This window comes from Ectopseudomonas oleovorans, from assembly GCF_003052605.1.
Classification (GTDB): Bacteria; Pseudomonadota; Gammaproteobacteria; order Pseudomonadales; family Pseudomonadaceae; genus Aquipseudomonas; species Aquipseudomonas oleovorans_A.
In genome coordinates, this window is record NZ_QASO01000112.1 from 1 (window position 1) to 19,128 (window position 19,128).

13 protein-coding genes and 1 pseudogene are annotated in these 19,128 nt (G+C 64.6%); 3 read left to right on the forward strand and 11 right to left on the reverse strand.

Features of this window, described 5'->3' with window-relative positions:
* Positions 1–169: 169 nt before the first annotated feature.
* The 6 genes and pseudogenes from DBO86_RS18445 to metR form a co-directional block, all read right to left on the reverse strand.
* Complete coding sequence (locus DBO86_RS18445) at positions 170–1,525, reverse strand: IS1182 family transposase (protein ID WP_042858280.1); 1,356 nt, start codon at positions 1,523–1,525, stop codon at positions 170–172.
* An 87-nt stretch (positions 1,526–1,612) separates the two neighbouring features.
* The gene (locus DBO86_RS18450; RefSeq protein ID WP_108234473.1) at positions 1,613–4,768 is read right to left on the reverse strand and encodes an efflux RND transporter permease subunit; all 3,156 of its coding nucleotides are present in this window, start codon (positions 4,766–4,768) and stop codon (positions 1,613–1,615) included.
* 1 nt (position 4,769) lies between these two features.
* Positions 4,770–5,360, reverse strand: a complete 591-nt coding sequence (locus DBO86_RS26835; RefSeq protein WP_340139823.1) for an efflux RND transporter periplasmic adaptor subunit — start codon at positions 5,358–5,360, stop codon at positions 4,770–4,772.
* Positions 5,258–5,851: an efflux RND transporter periplasmic adaptor subunit gene (locus DBO86_RS26840; protein ID WP_244185577.1), complete on the reverse strand. Its 594-nt coding sequence runs from the start codon at positions 5,849–5,851 to the stop codon at positions 5,258–5,260. The genes DBO86_RS26835 and DBO86_RS26840 overlap by 103 nt, the downstream gene beginning before the upstream one ends.
* A gap of 6 nt (positions 5,852–5,857) precedes the next feature.
* Complete coding sequence (locus tag DBO86_RS18460; RefSeq protein WP_017679104.1) at positions 5,858–6,514, reverse strand: TetR/AcrR family transcriptional regulator; 657 nt, start codon at positions 6,512–6,514, stop codon at positions 5,858–5,860.
* 420 nt (positions 6,515–6,934) lie between these two features.
* Positions 6,935–7,624, reverse strand: a pseudogene (metR, locus tag DBO86_RS18465) (transcriptional regulator MetR); the annotation flags it as partial.
* Between the two features lie 29 nt (positions 7,625–7,653).
* Here metR and DBO86_RS18470 point away from each other — a divergent pair.
* The 3 genes from DBO86_RS18470 to DBO86_RS18480 are packed head-to-tail and all read left to right on the forward strand — an operon-like array spanning position 7,654 to position 13,522.
* Complete coding sequence (locus DBO86_RS18470; RefSeq protein WP_055986551.1) at positions 7,654–8,847, forward strand: TolC family protein; 1,194 nt, start codon at positions 7,654–7,656, stop codon at positions 8,845–8,847.
* Positions 8,844–10,361, forward strand: a complete 1,518-nt coding sequence (locus DBO86_RS18475; RefSeq protein WP_055986548.1) for an efflux RND transporter periplasmic adaptor subunit — start codon at positions 8,844–8,846, stop codon at positions 10,359–10,361. The genes DBO86_RS18470 and DBO86_RS18475 overlap by 4 nt, the downstream gene beginning before the upstream one ends.
* The gene (locus DBO86_RS18480; RefSeq protein WP_108234474.1) at positions 10,358–13,522 is read left to right on the forward strand and encodes an efflux RND transporter permease subunit; all 3,165 of its coding nucleotides are present in this window, start codon (positions 10,358–10,360) and stop codon (positions 13,520–13,522) included. The genes DBO86_RS18475 and DBO86_RS18480 overlap by 4 nt, the downstream gene beginning before the upstream one ends.
* A gap of 419 nt (positions 13,523–13,941) precedes the next feature.
* On the opposite strand, the gene DBO86_RS18485 is transcribed toward DBO86_RS18480, so the two are convergent.
* The 5 genes from DBO86_RS18485 to DBO86_RS18505 form a co-directional block, all read right to left on the reverse strand.
* The gene (locus DBO86_RS18485; protein ID WP_055986542.1) at positions 13,942–14,307 is read right to left on the reverse strand and encodes a hypothetical protein; all 366 of its coding nucleotides are present in this window, start codon (positions 14,305–14,307) and stop codon (positions 13,942–13,944) included.
* 81 nt (positions 14,308–14,388) lie between these two features.
* Entirely contained in the window at positions 14,389–15,516 is a 1,128-nt protein-coding gene (locus DBO86_RS18490) for a YVTN family beta-propeller repeat protein (RefSeq protein WP_082469403.1), read from the reverse strand.
* A gap of 214 nt (positions 15,517–15,730) precedes the next feature.
* Positions 15,731–16,150, reverse strand: coding sequence for a hypothetical protein (locus tag DBO86_RS18495; RefSeq protein WP_108234475.1), 420 nt, complete (start codon positions 16,148–16,150; stop codon positions 15,731–15,733).
* A 20-nt stretch (positions 16,151–16,170) separates the two neighbouring features.
* On the reverse strand, positions 16,171–18,453 hold the full coding sequence (locus DBO86_RS18500) for a heavy metal translocating P-type ATPase (protein WP_074856793.1): 2,283 nt from the start codon (positions 18,451–18,453) through the stop codon (positions 16,171–16,173).
* Positions 18,450–19,112 carry a methyltransferase family protein gene (locus tag DBO86_RS18505; RefSeq protein WP_055986532.1) on the reverse strand — a complete coding sequence of 221 codons (663 nt, stop codon included), beginning with the start codon at positions 19,110–19,112 and terminating at the stop codon, positions 18,450–18,452. The genes DBO86_RS18500 and DBO86_RS18505 overlap by 4 nt, the downstream gene beginning before the upstream one ends.
* Positions 19,113–19,128 lie beyond the last annotated feature (16 nt).

Below are 19,128 nucleotides of genomic sequence, written 5' to 3' on the forward strand. Positions count from 1 at the left end.
CTAGCAGCTTGTCGGACTTGACCCCGCAAGAAAGGATAGAGCGGGATCAAGGTGCTTTTTGACGCGTTGCCGTTCCTTTCAGACATCTGAGTCCGCTGGCGCGACCCCAAGGACGTATCTGCACGCCTGGGCCGCCGTTTGAGCGGCCTCAGGGCGTACCTTTCTACCTTTACGCGGCACGCAGTACATGCAGGCGCTTGATGTTCCAGGCCATGGTCACCAAGCTCCATTCACCTTGAGCCTTGGCGAGTCCGCGCATGCTCATTTGCCGCCAGCCCATCACCCGCTTGATGATGCCGAACACCGGCTCAACCGTCTGCTTGCGCAGTTTGTACAGCGCTCGGCCACTTTGCGTGCTCAGGCAATGGGCCATCTGCTCGACCGGGTCGCTCGTCTGCGGTGACGGCGAGTCGGCGGCAAAGCGCTCCAGCACGGGCAAATGATGCGATTCGCGCTTGAGCGCCAGCAGCGGTTCGATCTCGGCTGCGTGGCAGGCGCTCACGTTGGCTTGGCTGAAGAAGCCGTTGTCCGCAATCAGCGTTTGCACCTCGCCCAGCGCGGCGGGCAAGGCCGCAATGCGCTGCAGCGTAGGGACCACTTCGCGCTTGTCGTTGCTGGCCTGGGTGACATGCTGTGTGATGACCAGCATCGTCTCGACATCCACCCCGGCCTGAGCGTTGTAGCTCTGCTCGAAGCCGCCGCTTGAGGCGGGCATGATGCGCGATTCTTCATCGGTTAGATTGACTTGATCGCTGTCTTTGGGGCCGGCCGCAGGTGGTTCGGGATCCTTGCCCCGCGGCTTCTTGCCGGCCTTGCGTTGGGCCTGACGCTTGGCCGTCTTGACCTCGAATTCCTGCTGCTCGACGGCGTGTCGCTCAGCCGCGCGCTGCTCGATCTTGGCCTTGGCCTGGGCAATGGCGCTGAGCCGATCTTCACGCCGGGCAATCTCGGCCGGTACATCCATGCCATCGGGCACGGCGGCACGGTCACTGTTCTCGGCCAGCGTCAACAACTGCTGGACTTCCTCGCGTAACTGCACCTCGATCCTGTTGGCATAGCCCCAGGACAAGGCTTTGTGCTTACTGGCATTGGCATCGATCTTGGTGCCGTCGAGCGCAATGTGGCCAAGCTTGAGCAGCTTCATCTCACGTGCCAGCAGCAGCACCTGGACGAACAGCGATTCGACCGCCGTCAGGAAGCGCCGACGGAACGTGGCCAGGGTGTCGTGGTCGGGGTGAGTGTTGGCCGCCACATAGCGAAACGCCACCGAGTCGTAGGTCGCGCGCTCGATCTTGCGGCTGGAGTGCACGCCGTTGGCGTAGCCGTAGATCAGCAGGCCAAGCAGCACGGCCGGATGGTGTGCGGCCGACCCCCGGCCGGCGTATTGGCCGGTCAGTTCGCGCAGATCGAGTTGCTCGATGACCTCAACCACGAATCGCGCCAAGTGATCATTCGGCAACCATTCGTCTACCGAGGGCGGCAGCAGGTACGCGGTGTCACGGTCAACTGGGACAAAACGGCTCATAGGGACGGGCTCTCGGTAGCAGAGCCCCGATTGTCGCGGATACCCCCAACGCGCGGAAGACTTGGAAAGTCCGACAGACTCCTAGTATCAGTCACTGCGCTGTAGGTGCGTCCTGTCGGGGTTGGCGGCTATCAGGTGCTCGGGCAGGTCGAGCAGGTCGGTGTCGTAGGTCTCCAGTGGCGGTGGGCGCCGTTCGAAGCGGGCACCGAGCACCAGCATGCAGGGTGTGAGCAGCAGAGTCAGCACCGTGGCGAAGGCCAGGCCGCCAGCGATGGCGCTGGATAGCTGCGTCCACCACTGTGTCGAGGGTGCGCCGAAGCCGAGGCTTGGGGTGATCAGGTCGACGTTGATGCTGAGCACCATCGGCATCAGGCCAAGGATGGTGGTCACGGCAGTCAGCAGCACCGGTCGCAGGCGCAGGCTACCGGTTTCCAGCGCCGCTTCACGCGGTTCCAGGCCCTGGCGACGCAACTGGTTGTAGGTGTCGATCAGGATGATGTTGTTGTTCACCACGATGCCGGCCAGGGCGATCAGGCCCATGCCGACCATGACGATGCCGAACGACTGGCCATTGACCAGCAGACCCATCAGCACGCCAGCGGTGGACAGGACGATGGCTGACAGCACCAGTGCCGCCTGATAGAGGCTGTTGAACTGAGTCACCAGGATGATCGCCATGAGGAAGATGGCGACGACGAAGGCGGTCATCAGGAAGGTGGCCGCCTCGCGCTGGTCGGCATCCTCGCCGGCGAACTTCACTTTGACCTCGGCCGGTACATCGCCGAGCGCTTCGCGCAACGCCTTGAGGCGTTCGTCCAGACGCGCACTTTCGGCCAGGTCGGTCTGCAGGGTGATGGTGCGGTCGCCATCGACACGGCGCAGAGTGCCGACCTTGGGCGCAGGCTGCAGGTCGACGAAGTTGCTCAGCGGTACCTGGCCGGCCGGTGTATTGAGGGTCAGGCGGCCGAGTTGGTCGAGCGAGCGCCAGTTGCCAGGCAGGCGCACACGGATGTCCACTTCGTCGGTGGCATCTTCGGGGCGGTAGGTCGCCAGTTTCAGGCCGTTGGTGATCATCTGCACCGCGTTGCCGACGCTGAGTACGTCCGCGCCGAAGCGTGCGGCGGCCTCGCGGTCGACCTTGATGCGCCATTCGATGCCGGGCAGGGCGCGGTCATCCTCGATATCGGCGAAGCCGCCGAGGCGCGTCATTTCCCCGCGGATACGCTCGACCCACTGCTCGCCCAGTTCCGGGTCCAGCGAACTGATCTGCAGTTTCACCGGTTTGCCGTCGGTGGGGCCCTGTTCCTGCTTGCGGAACTCCAGCACCACGCCGGGAATGCCGGCGGTGCGCTGGCTCATTTCGGCGAGGATGTCCTTGGCCGGCCGGCGCTGGTGCCAGTCGACGAACTGAAATTGCAGGGTGCCGATCACGTCGGCGCCGAGCTGGCCTTGCTGGCCTTCCGGCTGGGCCAGCGAGCGCGCATACAGCGCCTTGACCTCGCGCATGCCGATGACCTGCTTTTCCACCTGCTGGAGCAGGGCGTCCTTCTCCTGCACCGACAAATCGCCGCGCGCGCGCAGCCAGATCTGCGCGCTTTCCGGCTCGACGTCGGGGAAGAATTCCACGCCATGGTTGAAGCGCCCGTAACCGACGTAGATCAGGGCGATCAGCGCCAGCATGCCGAGCAGGGTCAGCCCCGGGCGCTTGAGCAGCGTCGCTAGCAGATTGCGGTAGGCGTTTCCGGCGCGATTGGCGCTGGGGGCTTGTGGACGTGCCTGGCCGCCGGTGACGGCGCCGAGCACCGGCAGAAACACCAGGGCCATGGCCAGCGAGGCCAGCAGGCAGAGAATCACCGTGGCCGGCAGGTACTTCATGAACTGGCCGACCACGCCGGGCCAGAACAGCAGCGGCAGGAACACCACCAGGGTGGTGGCGGTGGAGGCGATCACCGGCCAGGCCATCCGTGTCGCGGCATTGGCCCAGGCCTGGCGAGGCGTCTGGCCCTGTTGCAGGTAGCGGTCGGCGAGTTCGGAGACGACGATGGCGCCGTCGACCAGCATGCCTGCCACCAGAATCAGGCTGAACAGCACGACGATATTGAGGGTGAAGCCGAGCATCCAGATCAGCAGGATGCCGCTGAGGAAGGCGCCGGGAATGGTCAGGCCGACCAGCAGCGCCGACCGCATGCCCATGCTCGCCACCACCAGGATCAGTACCAGGACGATGGCGGTAAGCACGTTGTTGAGCAGGTCGCCGAGCATGTTCTGCACTTCCTGCGACTGATCCATGATGTAGCTGACTTCCACACCTGGCGGCAGCAGGGGCTTGGCTTGCTCCATCAGTGCCTTGACCTGATCGATGGTCTCGATGATGTTGGCGCCGCTGCGCTTGGCCACTTCCAGCACGATAGCCGGCTGGCCGTTGATACGGGCGAAGCCGGTCGGGTACTTGAAGGTGCGGCGGATGGTGGCGACGTCGGCGAAGGTGACCACGCTGTCGCCGACCACCTTGATCGGCATGCGCATCACGTCTTCGAGGTCTTCGATGACCCCAGGCACTTTCATGCTCATGCGGCCGGCGCCGGTGTCCAGGCTGCCGGCGGCGACCAGGCGGTTGTTGCGGCTGACCAGATTGAACAGTTCGTTGTAGTCGATGCCGTAGCTGTCGAGCACTTGCGGGTCGACGACGATTTCCAGCAGGTCTTCACGGTCGCCGCCAATGGTCACCGAGAGCACCTCGGCGATGCCTTCCACGTTCTCCTTCAGGCGCCGGGCTATATACACCAGCTCGGTTTCGGCGATGGGCCCGGACAGGCCCACCGACAGCACCGGGAACAGCGCCACATTGACTTCGGTGACAGTCGGCTCGTCGGCCTCTTCAGGCAGCTTGCTGCGCGCGGTATCGACCTTCTCGCGCACGTCGGCCAGCGCTACCTTGGCATTGAAGCCAGCATCGAACTCCAGCGTTACCGAGGCGTGGCCTTCGCTGGAGACCGAGCGCATTTCCTTGACGCCCTCGAGGCTGCGCAGCTCCTGCTCCAACGGGCGTACCAACAGGCGCTCGCCGTCTTCCGGGCTGATGCCTTCGAGGGTCACCGACACGTAGATGATGGGGATGACCACGTCCGGGTTGGATTCCTTGGGCATGGCGATGTAGGCCACCAGCCCGCCGCAGAGCAGGAACAGCAGGATCAGGATGGTGGTGCGACTACGGTCGAGTGCGGCGGCGATCAGTGCGTGCATCTCAACTGCCCTCGGCCGCAAGTTGTGTGCGTACCTGCTGGCCGGGTTGGACGAAGCCCTGGCCGAGGGTGATCAGTGCCACCTTTGGCGGCAGCCCGCTGACCCAGGCGCCTTGATTGTCGACGCTGATCAGTTGCACTGGCGTGAACTCGACGCGCTGCGCATCGTTGACCCACTTGACGCCGTGGCGGCCGCTTTCATCCAGGCTGAGCAGGGCAGGGGACAGGCGATGAGCCATGGCCTCGCCAGTCTGGATGTGCAGGGTGGCGCTGGCACCGGCCAGACGCAGGCCATCCGGGTTGTCCACCTTGACCTCGATACGGAAGCTGCGCGAGCCCGGGTCGGCAGCCGCGGCGATAAAGTGCAGCTCACCTTGCAGCGTACGGCCATCGAGCAGTTCAACCTTTACCGGTTGGCCCAGCTCGAGCTGGGTGACCTGCTGCTGGGCGATCTGCGCGCTGACCTTGAGGCGGTCGATATCCACCAGGGTCAGCAGGCTCTGGCCGGGCTGGACGAAATCGCCCAGTTCGACCATGCGCTGGTCATAGATGCCGGCAAACGGCGCCTTGATCTTGGTGTTGCGCTGCTGCAGACGGGCGCTGTCGAGTTCGGCGCGGGCCTTGGCAGTTCGCTCTCCAGGCGCATCAGCTCGTTGGCCGACACCAGGCTGCGCTCGCGCAGGCGCTTGGCGGCGGTGACGTCGCTCTGACGCTGGCGCACATCGGCCTCGCTGCGCGCGACCTGGGCCGGGCGGTCGTCAGGCGAAATGCTCAGCAGCAACTGATCGGCAGCGACGCGGCTGCCCTTGTCCTGGTCCAGGTTCTGCACGCTGCCACTGACCTGGGCGCGCAGTTCCACCCGGCGCCAGGCTTCGATCTGCCCCTGCACCACATGCTGGCGTTGCATGGGTTGCGCTTCCAGCCATTGAATTTCGACGCGCGCCAGATCGTTGGTGGTGGCGGGTTGGTCGGGCTCGACATCGTCGCGAGCGACGAAACGATCGCCGCTGAACAGCCAGGCCAGCAGCAGGACGGCGATGACGATGGCGATGATCCAGGGACGCTTGCTGAGTCGGGCGAACATGTGGGTTTACTCGCTGAGTGCAGGCGCTGCGTGCAGCGCGGCGGCCTGGCCTTGCAGGCCGGCAATGATGAAATCGGTGACGCGCTGGAAATAGGCGTCCAGCTCGATGGGTTCGGCCCAATGGGCGAAGCCGCCGGAGGCGATGCGGGCCATCACGCCGTTGACGCAAGCCTCCACGCCCCACAGCAGGCGTTGGCAATCAGTGGGGGAGAGTTGCAGTTCGCTGAAGCTGCCTTGCAGCAGTTGGTTGAACAGCGCCATGTACTGACCTTCCAGCTCGAGGAACTGTTCACGGTAGGGCGCGTCCAGGCGTTCCTGGAAGGCGGGGCGGTCGCACAGCAGGCAGAGTTGGGCTTGCAGTGGGTCGGCCAGCAGTTGTTCGAAGGCGCGACGAATCACATGGCGCATGGCTTCGCGAGGCGGCGCCTGGTTTGCGGTCTCACGCAGTTCGCTCAGATGCTGGCGCGAGCAGTCCAGCACCAGACGCGCGTAGAGCGCCTCCTTGCTGGAAAAGTGCTTGTACACCGTGCCCTTGCCAATGCCGGCGTGACGGGCCACCTCGGCGATGGTGACGCGATCCCAGGATTGTTCCTGAAATAGCTGGCGAGCGGATTGCAGCAGGGCGTTTTCCCGCTGCTGGAAGAGTTGATCCTGGTAGCGCATGACTGTTCCGAGTTTCGTGACCGGTGGTCATGCTATGACTGTTGGTCACGATGCGGCAATACGGGAGTTGTAACAAGGCAATTGGCGGGTAGCCGTTCACTGCCTCATTCACCGCAAGGCGGAGTTCCTACAGGGATACGTGTAGGAGCCCCGCCCCGGGGCGAAGCTTCTAACCTATCAGGCGATGAAATGCGTTGCGTCGATGGCGGGTTACGCCGCAACAGACATTGTGGTGATTGCGGATGGTGGCACGCGGCTAACCCGCCCTACGATTGCGCAACTGTAGGAGCCGGCTTGCCGGCGATGCTTTTCTTCAAGCGGGCTGATGATTGCCGAGGGCAGGATCGCCAGCAAGCTGGCTCCTACATACTCACCTTTACCTGCTTAACTGGCTGGCACTTTGAGCACTGCGCCTCTGTCTTAGCGCGCCACGCTAACGCCTTCGAGGCTGGCGAAGGAGGTGTCCTTGGCGGTGAGCAGGAAGTCGCGCATGAACGGCGCGTCGAGCATGTCGGTGCGAATCGCCGCGTAGAGTGTGGCGAACAGCCCTTTTTCGCCCAGGCGTTTGGCGCTGACGTAGCCGCGCGAGCTGTACTCGTGCAGCGCCCAGTTGGGCAGGCCGCACACGCCACGGCCGCTGGCCACCAGTTGCATCATCATCACCGTCAGTTCGGAGGTGCGCACTTGGGCCGGCTCGATATCGTTGGGTTCGAGAAAGCGCGTGAAGATATCCAGGCGGTCGCGTTCCACCGGGTAGGTGATCAGGGTTTCCGTGGCCAGATCCTGTGGCTGGATAAAGGCCTTGTGCGCCAGACGGTGCTGGTTGGCCACGGCCAGCATGGCCTCGTAGGTGAACAGCGGCACGTAGGTGATGCCGGCCAGCTCGATGGGATCGGATGTCACCACCAGGTCCAGATCGCCTCGGGCCAGGGCCGGCAGCGGGGCGAAGGAGAAACCCGAGGCCAGGTCCAGTTCCACTTCCGGCCAGGCATCGCGGAACTGGTCGATGGTTGGCATCAGCCACTGGAAGCAGCTGTGGCATTCGATGGCCATGTGCAAGCGGCCAGCGGTGCCACCGGCCAGGCGCGCCAAATCACGCTCCGCTGCTTGCCGGCGCTGCGCTGGCGAGCCTTTTCAGCATGCCGAGCCTGGCTTTGACCCTTGATCAGGCCCTGGCCCTGGCCGGTCGTGAAGCCCCAAACCTGATGGCGCGCGCCGCCGAACTGGATGCCGCACGCCAGGCCGCAGTGCCTGCGGGCGAGCTGCCCGATCCGAAGCTTCTGCTGGGCTTACAGAACTTGCCTATCGAGGGCGAGGCGCGCTGGCGCCTGGATGCCGAGCCCATGACCATGGGCATGCTCGGCGTTATGCAGGAGGTGCCTAACCGGGCCAAGCGCAGCGCCCGAGTGGCACTGGCCCAGGCGGGTATCGATTCGGCCGCGGCGCAGGTGCAGATCGAGCGCCTGCAGGTGCAGCGGCAAACCGCCCAGGCCTGGATCGCCGCCCAGGCCCTGGAACAGCGCCTGCAACTGTTCCAGGGTTTCTACGAGGAAAATCGCCTGCTTGAACGTGCGGTGCAGGCCCGCCTGGCTGCCGGCCTTGGGCAGAGTGTCGACAGCCTGGCCGCGCGCCAGGAAGCCCTGGTGCTGGCCGAGCGTGAGGACGAACTGCAGTTGCAGCGCAGCCAGGCGCGCGCCGTTTTGCGCCGCTGGGTCGGATCGGCGGCCGATGAAGCCTTGGTGGGACAACTGCCCGATTGGCCAGTGGAGGTGAGCCGTTACCAGCATGCCTTGCAGCAGCACCCCGAATTACAGGCCTTCGCCCCGCAGACCCGTGAGGCCGAGGCACGGGTGCGTTTGGCTGAAGCTGACAAGCGTCCCGACTGGAGTTGGGAGCTGGCCTATCAGCAGCGCGACCGTGCCTTCGGCGACATGCTCTCGCTGCAGCTGAGCATCGATCTGCCGGTATTTGCCGGTAGCCGGCAGAACCCGCGGATTGCCGCCCAGCGTGCCGAGTTGCTGGCCCTTGAGGCCGAGCGCGAGGCACTGTGGCGCGAGCATGCCACGCAGTTGGCGGTGGAATTGGCCGAGCATCGACGCCTGCAGCGCGCCTTTGAGCGCAGCCGCGACAGCCTGCTGCCCCTGGCCGAGGAGCGGGTACGCCTGAGCCTGGCCGACTATCGCGCTGGCAGGGGTGAGCTGGCCACGCTGATCGCCGCCCGCCGCGAGCAAGTAGAGGCGCAGCTGCGCCATCTGGATTTCGCCGAACAGCGGGCGCTGGTCAGTGCGCGCCTGCATTTTGCCTATGCCACCAACCTGGAGAGCGGCCAATGAGCCAGCGAGTGATCAAGTCCATGGGGCTGGTTGCCCTGATCGTTGCGGGTGCGGCCCTGGGTTACTGGGTCGGGCGTCAGGACCATGCCATGCCGAGCCAGCCCAGCACCGAGAGTGAACGCCAGGTGCTCTATTGGTACGACCCCATGTACCCGCAGCAGCGTTTCGACCAGCCGGGCAAGTCACCCTTTATGGATATGCAGCTGGTGCCGCGTTATGCCGATAGCGGCGCCAACAGCGAGCCGAGTACGGCCATGCAGGTCGACCCCCGGCTGACCCAGAACCTCGGCATGCGCCTGGTCACTGTGCTGCGTGGGCAGCTGGCCAACGAGTTGGATGCGGTCGGTACCCTCGGCTATGACCAGCGCGCCGTGGTGCTGCTGCAGGCGCGCAGCGCCGCTTTCGTCGAGCGGGTATATGAGCGGGCACCCGAGGATCTGCTGGCAGCCGGCACGCCCCTGGTCGACCTGCTGGTGCCCGAGTGGCTGGCGGCCCAGGAAGAGTATCTGGCGCTGCGCAGTCTTAACCAGCCGCAGCTACTGGCAGCGGCGCGTCAGCGCTTGCAACTGGTCGGCATGCCGGCGGCCTTGGTCGCTCGGCTCGAGCGCAGCGGCCAGGTCCAGCGGATCTGGACGGTGACCAGCCCGATTGCCGGGGTGCTGCAGGAGCTGCAGGTGCGCGAGGGCATGACCCTCAGCGCCGGGCAGAGCCTGGCGCGAGTCAATGGCCTGGATCGGGTCTGGCTGGAAGTGGCGCTGCCCGAGGCGCAAGGCAGCGGGATTGAGCCCGGGCAGCCGGTCGAGGCCCTGTTGCCGGCGCTACCCGGCGAGGTGTTGGCCGGACGCATCGAGGCCATTTTGCCCGAAGCCAATCTGGACAGCCGCACCTTGCGTCTGCGGGTGGTGCTGGATAATCCCCAGGGGCGCCTGCGCCCCGGTATGAGCGCGCGGGTGCGCTTGGGCCAGACGGCCGCTGCAGAGACTCTGCTGCTGCCCAGCGAGGCGGTGATCCGCAGTGGTCGGCGCAATCTGGTGATGCTGGCCGAGGGCGAAGGGCGCTACCGGCCCCAGGAAATTCGCACCGGGCGTGAGCAGGGCGAGCGCATCGAGGTGCTGGAAGGCCTGAGTGAGGGCCAGCAGGTGGTCGCTTCCGGGCAGTTCCTGCTCGATTCCGAGGCCAGCTTGCGCGGCATGCTGGTGCAGGAACTGGGCGCACCGGCGACCGAGGTCAAGCTGCAGGAAGCACTGCATGAAGCCGAGGGGCAGATCGACGGCATCGAAGACGATGGCGTGATGCTCACCCATGGGCCGTTCAAGACCCTGGGTATGCCGGCTATGAGCATGCTGTTTCCGGTCGCCGATGAGGCGCTGCTGGAAGGTTTGCAAGCCGGCGACCGGGTGCGGGTCGGGGTGCGCGCCGATGACGAGGGTATGCGCATCGAGCGCATCGAGCGCCTGGCACCCGTGCCCGAGGACAACCACCGCCATGACGGCCATCGGGAGGCACAGCCATGATCGCCGCGCTGATTCGCTGGTCTCTGGCCAACCGCCTGCTGGTGCTGCTGGCCAGCCTGTTCGCCACCGCCTGGGGCGCCTGGTCGGTGCAGAACATCGCCATCGATGCCTTGCCGGATCTGTCCGATACCCAGGTGATTATCCGCACGCCTTATGCAGGGCAGGCCCCGCAGATCGTCGAGAATCAGGTCACCTATCCGCTGGCCAGCGCCATGCTCTCGGTGCCAGGAGCCAGCACGGTGCGCGGCTTTTCCTTCTTCGGTGACAGCTTCGTGTATGTCCTGTTCGAAGACGGCACCGACCTCTACTGGGCGCGCTCGCGGGTGCTGGAGTACCTCAGCCAGATCCAAGAGCGCCTGCCGGCCGGGGCCAAACCGGCCCTGGGGCCGGATGCCACCGGAGTCGGCTGGATCTACCAGTACGCCCTGGTCGATCGCAGCGGCCAGCACGACCTGGCGCAGCTGCGCGCCCTGCAGGACTGGTTCCTCAACTTCGAGCTCAAGGCCCTGGCCAATGTCGCCGAGGTGGCGAGCATCGGCGGCATGGTCAAGCAGTACCAGGTGCTGCTCGACCCGATCAAGTTGGCCAGCCGCGGCATCAGCCAGCAGCAGGTGGCGGCGGCCATCGGCGCGGCCAACCAGGAAAGCGGCGGCAGCGTGCTGGAACTGGCCGAGGCCGAATATATGGTGCGCGCTTCCGGCTACCTGCAGAGCCTCGCGGACTTTCGCGCCATTCCCCTGCGCCTGGATGGCGGCGGGGTGCCGGTGACCCTGGGCGAGGTGGCGCATATCCAGCTCGGCCCGGAAATGCGCCGCGGCATCGCCGAGCTGGACGGCGAGGGCGAGGTGGTCGGCGGTGTGGTGATCCTGCGCAGCGGGGCGAACGCGCGCAGCACCATCGACGCGGTCAAGCGCAAGCTCGACGAGCTGCAGGCCAGCCTGCCCGAGGGTGTGGAGATCGTCACCACCTACGACCGCAGCCAGCTGATCGACCGCGCGGTGCGCAACCTGGGCGAGAAGCTGGTGGAGGAATTCATCGTCGTGGCCCTGGTGTGCCTGGCCTTTCTCTGGCACCTGCGCTCCTCCCTGGTGGCCATCGTCTCGCTGCCGCTGGGGGTGCTGATCGCCTTTATCGTCATGCAGCAGCAGGGCATCAACGCCAACATCATGTCCCTCGGTGGCATCGCCATCGCAATCGGCGCCATGGTCGACGCGGCCCTGGTGATGATCGAAAACGCCCACAAGAAGATCGAACACTGGCACTCCGCTCATCCAGGACAGGAACTCAAGGGCGAGCGGCACTGGCAGGTGATAGGTGCGGCGGCGGTGGAGGTGGGCCCGGCGCTGTTCTTCAGCCTGATGATCATCACCCTGTCGTTTATCCCGGTGTTTACCCTGCAGGCCCAGGAAGGTCGCCTGTTCGGCCCGCTGGCTTTCACCAAGACCTACGCCATGGCCGCCGCCGCCGGGCTGTCGGTGACCCTGATACCGGTGCTGATGGGCTACTGGATTCGCGGGCGCATCCCGGACGAGCAGCGCAACCCGCTCAATCGTGGACTGATCCGCCTTTACCAACCGGCCCTGGAGCAGGTGCTGCGTTATCCCAGAGCGACCCTGGTGCTGGCCGTGCTGGTGTTTCTCAGCGCGCTCTGGCCGGCCAGCCAGTTGGGCGGCGAGTTTCTGCCGCCACTGGACGAGGGCGACCTGCTGTATATGCCCACGGCACTGCCGGGACTGTCGGCGCAGAAGGCTGCGCAGTTGCTGCAGCAGAGCAACCGCATGATCAAGACGGTGCCCGAGGTGGCGCGGGTGTTCGGCAAGGCCGGGCGCGCCGACAGCGCCACCGACCCGGCGCCGCTGGAGATGTTCGAAACCACCATCCAGTTCAAGCCGCGCGAGCAGTGGCGCGCCGGCATGACCGCGGAAAAACTGGTGGAGGAGCTGGACCGCGCGGTGCAGGTGCCGGGCCTGGCCAACCTGTGGATTCCGCCAATCCGCAACCGTATCGACATGCTCGCCACCGGCATCAAGAGCCCGATCGGGGTCAAGGTCGCCGGCAGCGACCTGGCCCAGATCGACGCCGTGACCCAGGCGGTGGAGCGGGTCGCGCGCACAGTGCCCGGGGTCGGTTCGGCGTTGGCCGAACGCCTGACCGGTGGCCGCTATATCGACATCGACCGGGTGGCGGCCGCCCGTTATGGCTTGAATATCGCCGAAGTGCAGGATCTGGTGGCCGGGGCCATTGGCGGGATGAATGTCGGCGAAACCGTGGAAGGCCTGGCGCGCTTCCCCATCAACCTGCGTTACCCGCGCGAATGGCGCGACTCCCTGAGCCGTCTGCGCGAGCTGCCGATCTACACCCCGGTGGGCAGCCAGATCACCCTCGGTACGGTGGCGCAGATCGGCATCAGCGACGGCCCACCCATGCTCAGGAGCGAGAATGCGCGGCCCTCCGGCTGGGTCTATATCGACACCCGCGGACGGGACATGGCTTCGGTGGTACATGACTTGCGCCAGGCCATCGCCGAACAGGTGCCTCTGCAGCCGGGCATGAGCCTGAGCTTCTCCGGCCAGTTCGAGTTTCTTGAACGGGCCAATGCGCGGCTCAAACTGGTGGTGCCGGCGACCCTGCTGATCATCTTCGTGCTGCTCTACCTGTGCTTCTCGCGCTTCGACGAGGCGCTGCTGATCATGGCCACGCTGCCGTTCGCCCTGACGGGTGGCATCTGGTTCCTCTACTGGCTGGACTACAACCTGTCGGTGGCCACCGGGGTGGGCTTTATCGCCCTGGCCGGGGTGGCGGCGGAGTTCGGCGTGATCATGCTCTTGTACCTGCGCAACGCCTGGGCCGAGCGCCAGGCGGCGGGGCAGAGCAGCCCGGCGGCCCTGCTGGAGGCGATTCGCGAAGGCGCGGTGCAACGGGTACGGCCCAAGGCGATGACGGTGGCGACCATTATCGCCGGTCTGTTGCCGATCCTGCTGGGCAGTGGCAGTGGCAGCGAGATCATGAGCCGCATCGCTGCGCCCATGGTCGGCGGCATGCTCAGCGCGCCCCTGTTGTCGCTGCTGGTGCTGCCGGCGGCCTATCAGTTGCTGCGCCTGCGCGAGTTGCGGCGCCAGACAAAGGGTGAAGGCGAAGCGGCTCGATCAGAGGTGCTATAACAGAACAGTAGGGCGGGTGAAACCCGCCAGGGCACAGGCGCAGCTAAAGGCTTGGCGGGTTGCCCCCGCCCTAAGAGGTTGGAAAACGCGAAAGCGCTGCAAGCCAGGAGGGCGGCCCCGGATTGCGCTGGGGCTTATCCGGGCTACGGTGTGCGCTTGTGTAGGGTGAACATGGCGAAGCCTTGTCCACCGCTGGCTGCCCAATGGCGGACAAGCCTTCGGCATGTCCTCCCTACGACGTCGTAGATATTGCGCAGGAACATAAGGTCCACGAAACCGCGTTGTTTGTAGGAGCGGCCTTGGCCGCGATGAGCGATTACGCCCAGATCAGCGCACAGCACCGTAGGTTGGTGCTGAGCCTGCGAAGCTCAACGAGTTCGGCGCGGAATTTCCGCGCAGGGCATGGCAAGGGCTATGAATTATCGATTGTGCCCGGAGCCTGGTGGCGACTTATGGCAGCTCCATGGTTCACGAGAGGCATTGTCTTTCAGGTTCTGATCGACAAAACGGTAGTGACCTTCCTTGAAGTGCGTCCACCAGTCATGACTGACCTCGATGGCGTACTTTGTCAGGACTTCCTCAATGCAGTCCAGGCAGATTCGGGTCGCGTCATAGGCCATGTCGAGGCGTCCCTTGCTGTCATCGAAGGCGACGCTGGCGAGGCCATACAGCTTGTCGATCTCGGCAATTGCCGCATCCAGTTTTTCCCGCTCCGTGGGTTCGAGCTTCAAGTGACGGGTTACCAGATTGGCACTGGAGACGCCCAGCCGGTTTGCTTCTTTCATGGCGGCTTTCCTTCTGTTGGCACAATGGGAAAACAATGGGGAAGCAGTCGACTGGCCCATCGCTTGATTACAGGGTGCTGCTCAGTTGGCGACCCAGGTCACGCCGTTGGGCCCGCGCCCGGTGGCGTAAGTCGTAATGACCTTGCCTGCTTGCAGGTCGATCACCGACAGGCTGTCGTCATAAATATTGGTGATGAATGCAAAGCGGCCGCTGGCGTCCACCGTGACGCCATGGGCGCCCTGGCCCACCTGGTAGGTGGCGACGACTTCAAGACGATCGGTATCGATCACCGATACGCGATTGTCCGGTGCGGCCTTGCTGCCTTCATTGGCCACCAGCACCAGGCGTCCGTCTGGCGTGGCATGCACCTGAATCGGCGACCGACCGACCGCCACTTTCGCCAGCACCTTGCGGCTTTGGCTGTCGATTACCGCGACACTGTTCTCGTCGCGTAGCGATACGAATACGCGCTTGCCATCGGGGGTAAAGCCCACCTGCACCGGCGCCTTGCCAACCGCAATGCGGGTGACCTCCTGGCGTGTGCTCACATCCAGCACCGATACGCTACCGTCCTGTACGTTGGCGACGTAGAGTTCCTTGCCATCGGGGCTAAGACGCAAGCCGTGGGGGGATTTTCCGGTGGCGATGCTGGCGATGTTCTTGCGTGTTTGCAGGTCGATTACCGAGACGGTGTTGGCGCCGGCGTTGGTGACGAATGCATGGCGACCGCTCAGGTCGCTGACCACATGAGCCGGATGAGCCCCGACGGCAATTTCTGCCAGCAGCCCCTGCTGAAAGTCATCGATCTGGAACAGCTGCAGGAAACCTGGCGTGGCTTTCTTGCCGTGCCCGTGATCAGCGCCGCTGCGCTCACCCACTGCCATCAGATAGCGACCATCGGCGCTGACCTGGACATTGTGGGGAGAAATACTCAGATCCAGCGACAGACGCTGACCATCCTCAAGCAGGATGCGGGTCAGCGAAGCCCCGTGTTCGTCGGCGCTGAAAACCTGGCCGTCTGGATTGGCCTGGACTGAGGCGAGGGTAAGAGTGCAAACCGTAGCCAGCAGCCATTGCGGGCGCAAAGCGCGCGTCCAGATGGTAGAGGCTTTCTTTGCTTGTGGCGGCCCCTGGCAGACCTGTGCGCTGTTGCTCGACCAGCAAGTGAGCCGATCAGCAATGGCGCGGATGAGTGAAAAACGGTGCATGGTAAAACTCCTGAATAAGTTGAAGGCGCGTCGTAATGCCGAACCACAGCACAAGGGCTCCTACAGGCTTGATGCCCCCAAAGAACCGCAGCCGATCAGGGGGCAACAGACCCTAGGAGGCAGCCCATAGGCGAGAAACCAGCTTTCGCGCGATTACGACTTTGGCATCCACCAATAGCGGGTGGATGCCCTTCGTAGACCAGGCAGCCTGGCTTCACTGCCCGTGCTGCATGCTCTGGCCTTCTATCATTTGCTCCATCATCTGCATCATGCCCTGCATGTTTTCGTGCATTTCCTTCATGCACTGCTGTTGGGCGCCATCGTCCTTGGCCATGGGGCAATGACTGTTCTGCATGCCTTGGCGCATGGTGCCCATTTTTTCCTGCATGGCCTTGTGGTGTTCGGCGCGGATTTTCTGCTTTTCCTCCGGGGTTTTGGCGGCGTGCATCTGCTGCATCATCTCGTGCATCTTGCCCATGTCCATGCCGCCCATCATGCCCATGCCTTGGCCTGCGGTGGCGGGTGGGGTGGCGGCACCTTGAGAGTGATGGGCCTCTTCGGCAAAGGCCGGGGCGGCCAGTAGTGCGCCGGTCAGGGCGAGGGCGGTCAGGGTCTTGTAGGTGAATGTGCTCATGGTGTTTCTCCTGCTGGGTTTTATTGGGTTTTGTGAATAGCGCTCAAGGAGGCTCGCTTGAGCTGTAGGGAATTGACGATCACCGACAGCGAGCTGGCGGTCATGGCGATCACGCCGATCATTGGATGGAGCAGGCCGGCCGCGGCGATGGGAATGGCGGCGACGTTGTACGCGGAAGCCCAGATCAGGTTTTCGACGATCTTGCGGAAGGTCAGGCGCGACAGCTGCGCTGCTTCCACCAGACCCATCAGGCGGCCGCCGATAAGGATTACGTCGGCGGCCTCCATGGCCACGTCGGCGCCACTGCCAATGGCGATGCCAATGTTGGCCTGTTTCAGCGCCGGGGCGTCGTTGATGCCGTCGCCGACCATCGCCACCCACTGGCCGTATTCGGCCTGCAGCTGGCGAATCACCTCAACTTTGCCGCTGGGCAGCACGCCCGCATGCACCTTGTCGATGCCCACTTGGGCGGCGATATGGGCGGCGGCGCGCGGGTTGTCGCCGGTCAGCATCACGGTCTGGATGCCCAGGGCACGCAGTTCGGCGATGGCGGCCTGGGCATCCTCCTTGAGGCTGTCTGCCACCGCTACTACGCCGATCAATTGCTGCTCGCGGGACACATAGAGGGCGGTCTTGCCCTGGTTTTCCAGGGTTTCAAGCTGGCTGGCCAGGGCGGCGGTGTCCACCTGGCATTCCTGCATCCAGCGCGCATTGCCGACGCGGATCAACTGGCCGTCCACCTGGCCCTGCACGCCCAGGCCGTTGAGCGCCTGGAAATCGCTGAGCGCTCCCAGTTCCAGGCCGAGTTCCTTGATGCGCTCGACCATGGCCTGGGCAATCGGGTGTTCGGAGCCGTATTCCACGCTGGCCGCCAGGCGCAGCAGCGCCTGCTCGTCAACACTGGCGCTGGGCAGGCAGTCGGTAACCACCGGCTTGCCCAGTGTCAGGGTGCCGGTCTTGTCCAGCACCATCACCTTGATGTCCTTGAACATCTGAATGGCCGTGCCGGAACGGTAGAGAATGCCGCGCTCGGCGCCGCGGCCAGCACCGACCATCAACGCGGTTGGAGTGGCCAGGCCGAGGGCGCAGGGGCAGGCGATTACCAGCACCGCGACTGCCGACAGCAGCCCCACCAGCCCCGGCGAAAGCTCGGGGTTGACCCAGGGCAGCCAGGTCGCGCCCCATACCAGCACGCCGCGCAGCGACTCGCCCCAGACCAGCCAGACCACCAGACTGGCCAGGCTGATCAGTAGCACCAGGGGCACGAAGCGCCCGGTCACGCGGTCGGCGAATTCCTGGATCGGCACCTTGGAGCTTTGCGCATGCTCGACCAGATCGATCACCTGGGCGAGGAAGGTGTCCTGGCCGACCTTGGTGGCGCGCACGGTCAGCAGGCCTTCCTTGTTCAGGGTCGCGCCTATCACCGCATCGCCTGGGCCTTTCTCCTTCGGCAGCGATTCGCCGGTGGCCAGGGACTCGTCGATATGGCTGTTACCCTCGACCACCTCGCCGTCGCTGGGCACCTTCTCGCCGGGGCGGACCAGCATCAGGTCGCCGACCACCACGGCTTCGATTGGCACCTGCACTTCCTTGCCGTCGCGCAGCAGAACCGCACTCTTGGCCCCCAGTTCCAGCATTTTGCGGATGGCCTGGGAAGCGCGGCCCTTGGCGCGGGCCTCCAGATAGCGGCCGATCAGGTGGAAGGTGGTGATGGTGGCGGCCATCTCGACGAAGGAGGTCATGGGGTAGAAGAACCCCACCAGGCCGATAAAGTAGGGCGGCAGGCTGCCCAGGCTGATCAGCACATCCATATTGGCGGTGCGGTTGCGCAGCGCCTTCCAGGCCGACACATGGGTGCTGGCCCCGGCGATAAACACTGGGATGGCGGCGAGCACCACCACGATGGCCAGGTAGCCGGGCACCGCTACGCCGGCCATGGGCAGGGCCATCAGTAGCATGATCAGGGTTGCCGGTACGCCGGCTATCCACATGCGCCGCCAGGCGTCGCGCAGGTACTGCTCTTCCTCTTCGGCCCCTGTGGGTTCGCCTGCAGTGCTGGCCAGCACCGCCTTGGCCACCTGGTAGCCGGCCTGTTCCACGGCCTGCTGGAGGGCCGCCAGGCTGGTCTGCTCGGCATCGAATTCGATGCGTACCTTGTGGCTGGCGATGCTGGTGCTTAGTTCGGCGATGCCGGGCAGGCGCTTGAGCGACTGGCTAACCAGCCCGGCGCAGTGGTCGCTGCCCATACCGGGCACTATCAGTATCGCGCTTTGCCGCTTGGGGCTGGGTTCGGCTGCGTTCATGGCTGTTGCTCCTTGCTTGCGGTGGAATTGCTCAAATGCGGGATAAAGGCCGGCACCCGTGCTCGGTAGGCGTGCCAGCGGGCACCGAAGGTGGCTTCGGCCCAGCGTTCTTCCTGGCGCGCCAGGTGTGCGTACATCAGCAACAGCACTGGGAACATCAGCAAAGTCAACAGGGTCGGCCACTGCAGCAGAAAGCCCAGCATGATCAACACGAAGGCGACGTACTGCGGATGACGGATGCGCGCGTAGGGGCCACTTTCGGCCAGCTCGCCCGTCTGCTGGGCGTGATAGAGCACGCGCCAGGCCGTGGCCAGCAGCCAGAAACCGGCGAAGATCAGCAGGTTGCTGAGGATATGCAGCGCACCGAAATGCGGATCGCCTTCGATGCCCAGCAGGCTGTTCCACAGATGGCCGGCGTTGTGCGACAGCGGATCCAGTTGCGGGTAGCTGCTTTGCAACCAGCCGGCCAGCAGGTAGAGCGTCAGCGGAATGCCGTACATCTCGACGAACAGCGCGACGATAAAGGCGGCGAAGGTGCCGAAGGTGCGCCAGTCCCGTGGGCTGTTCGGCTTGAAAAAGCTGAAAGCGAAAATGATAAACACCAGTGAATTGATGATCACCAGGCCCCAGAGGCCGTAGGCCGAGGTTGTATGTTCCATATGATGTTGCCTCCTG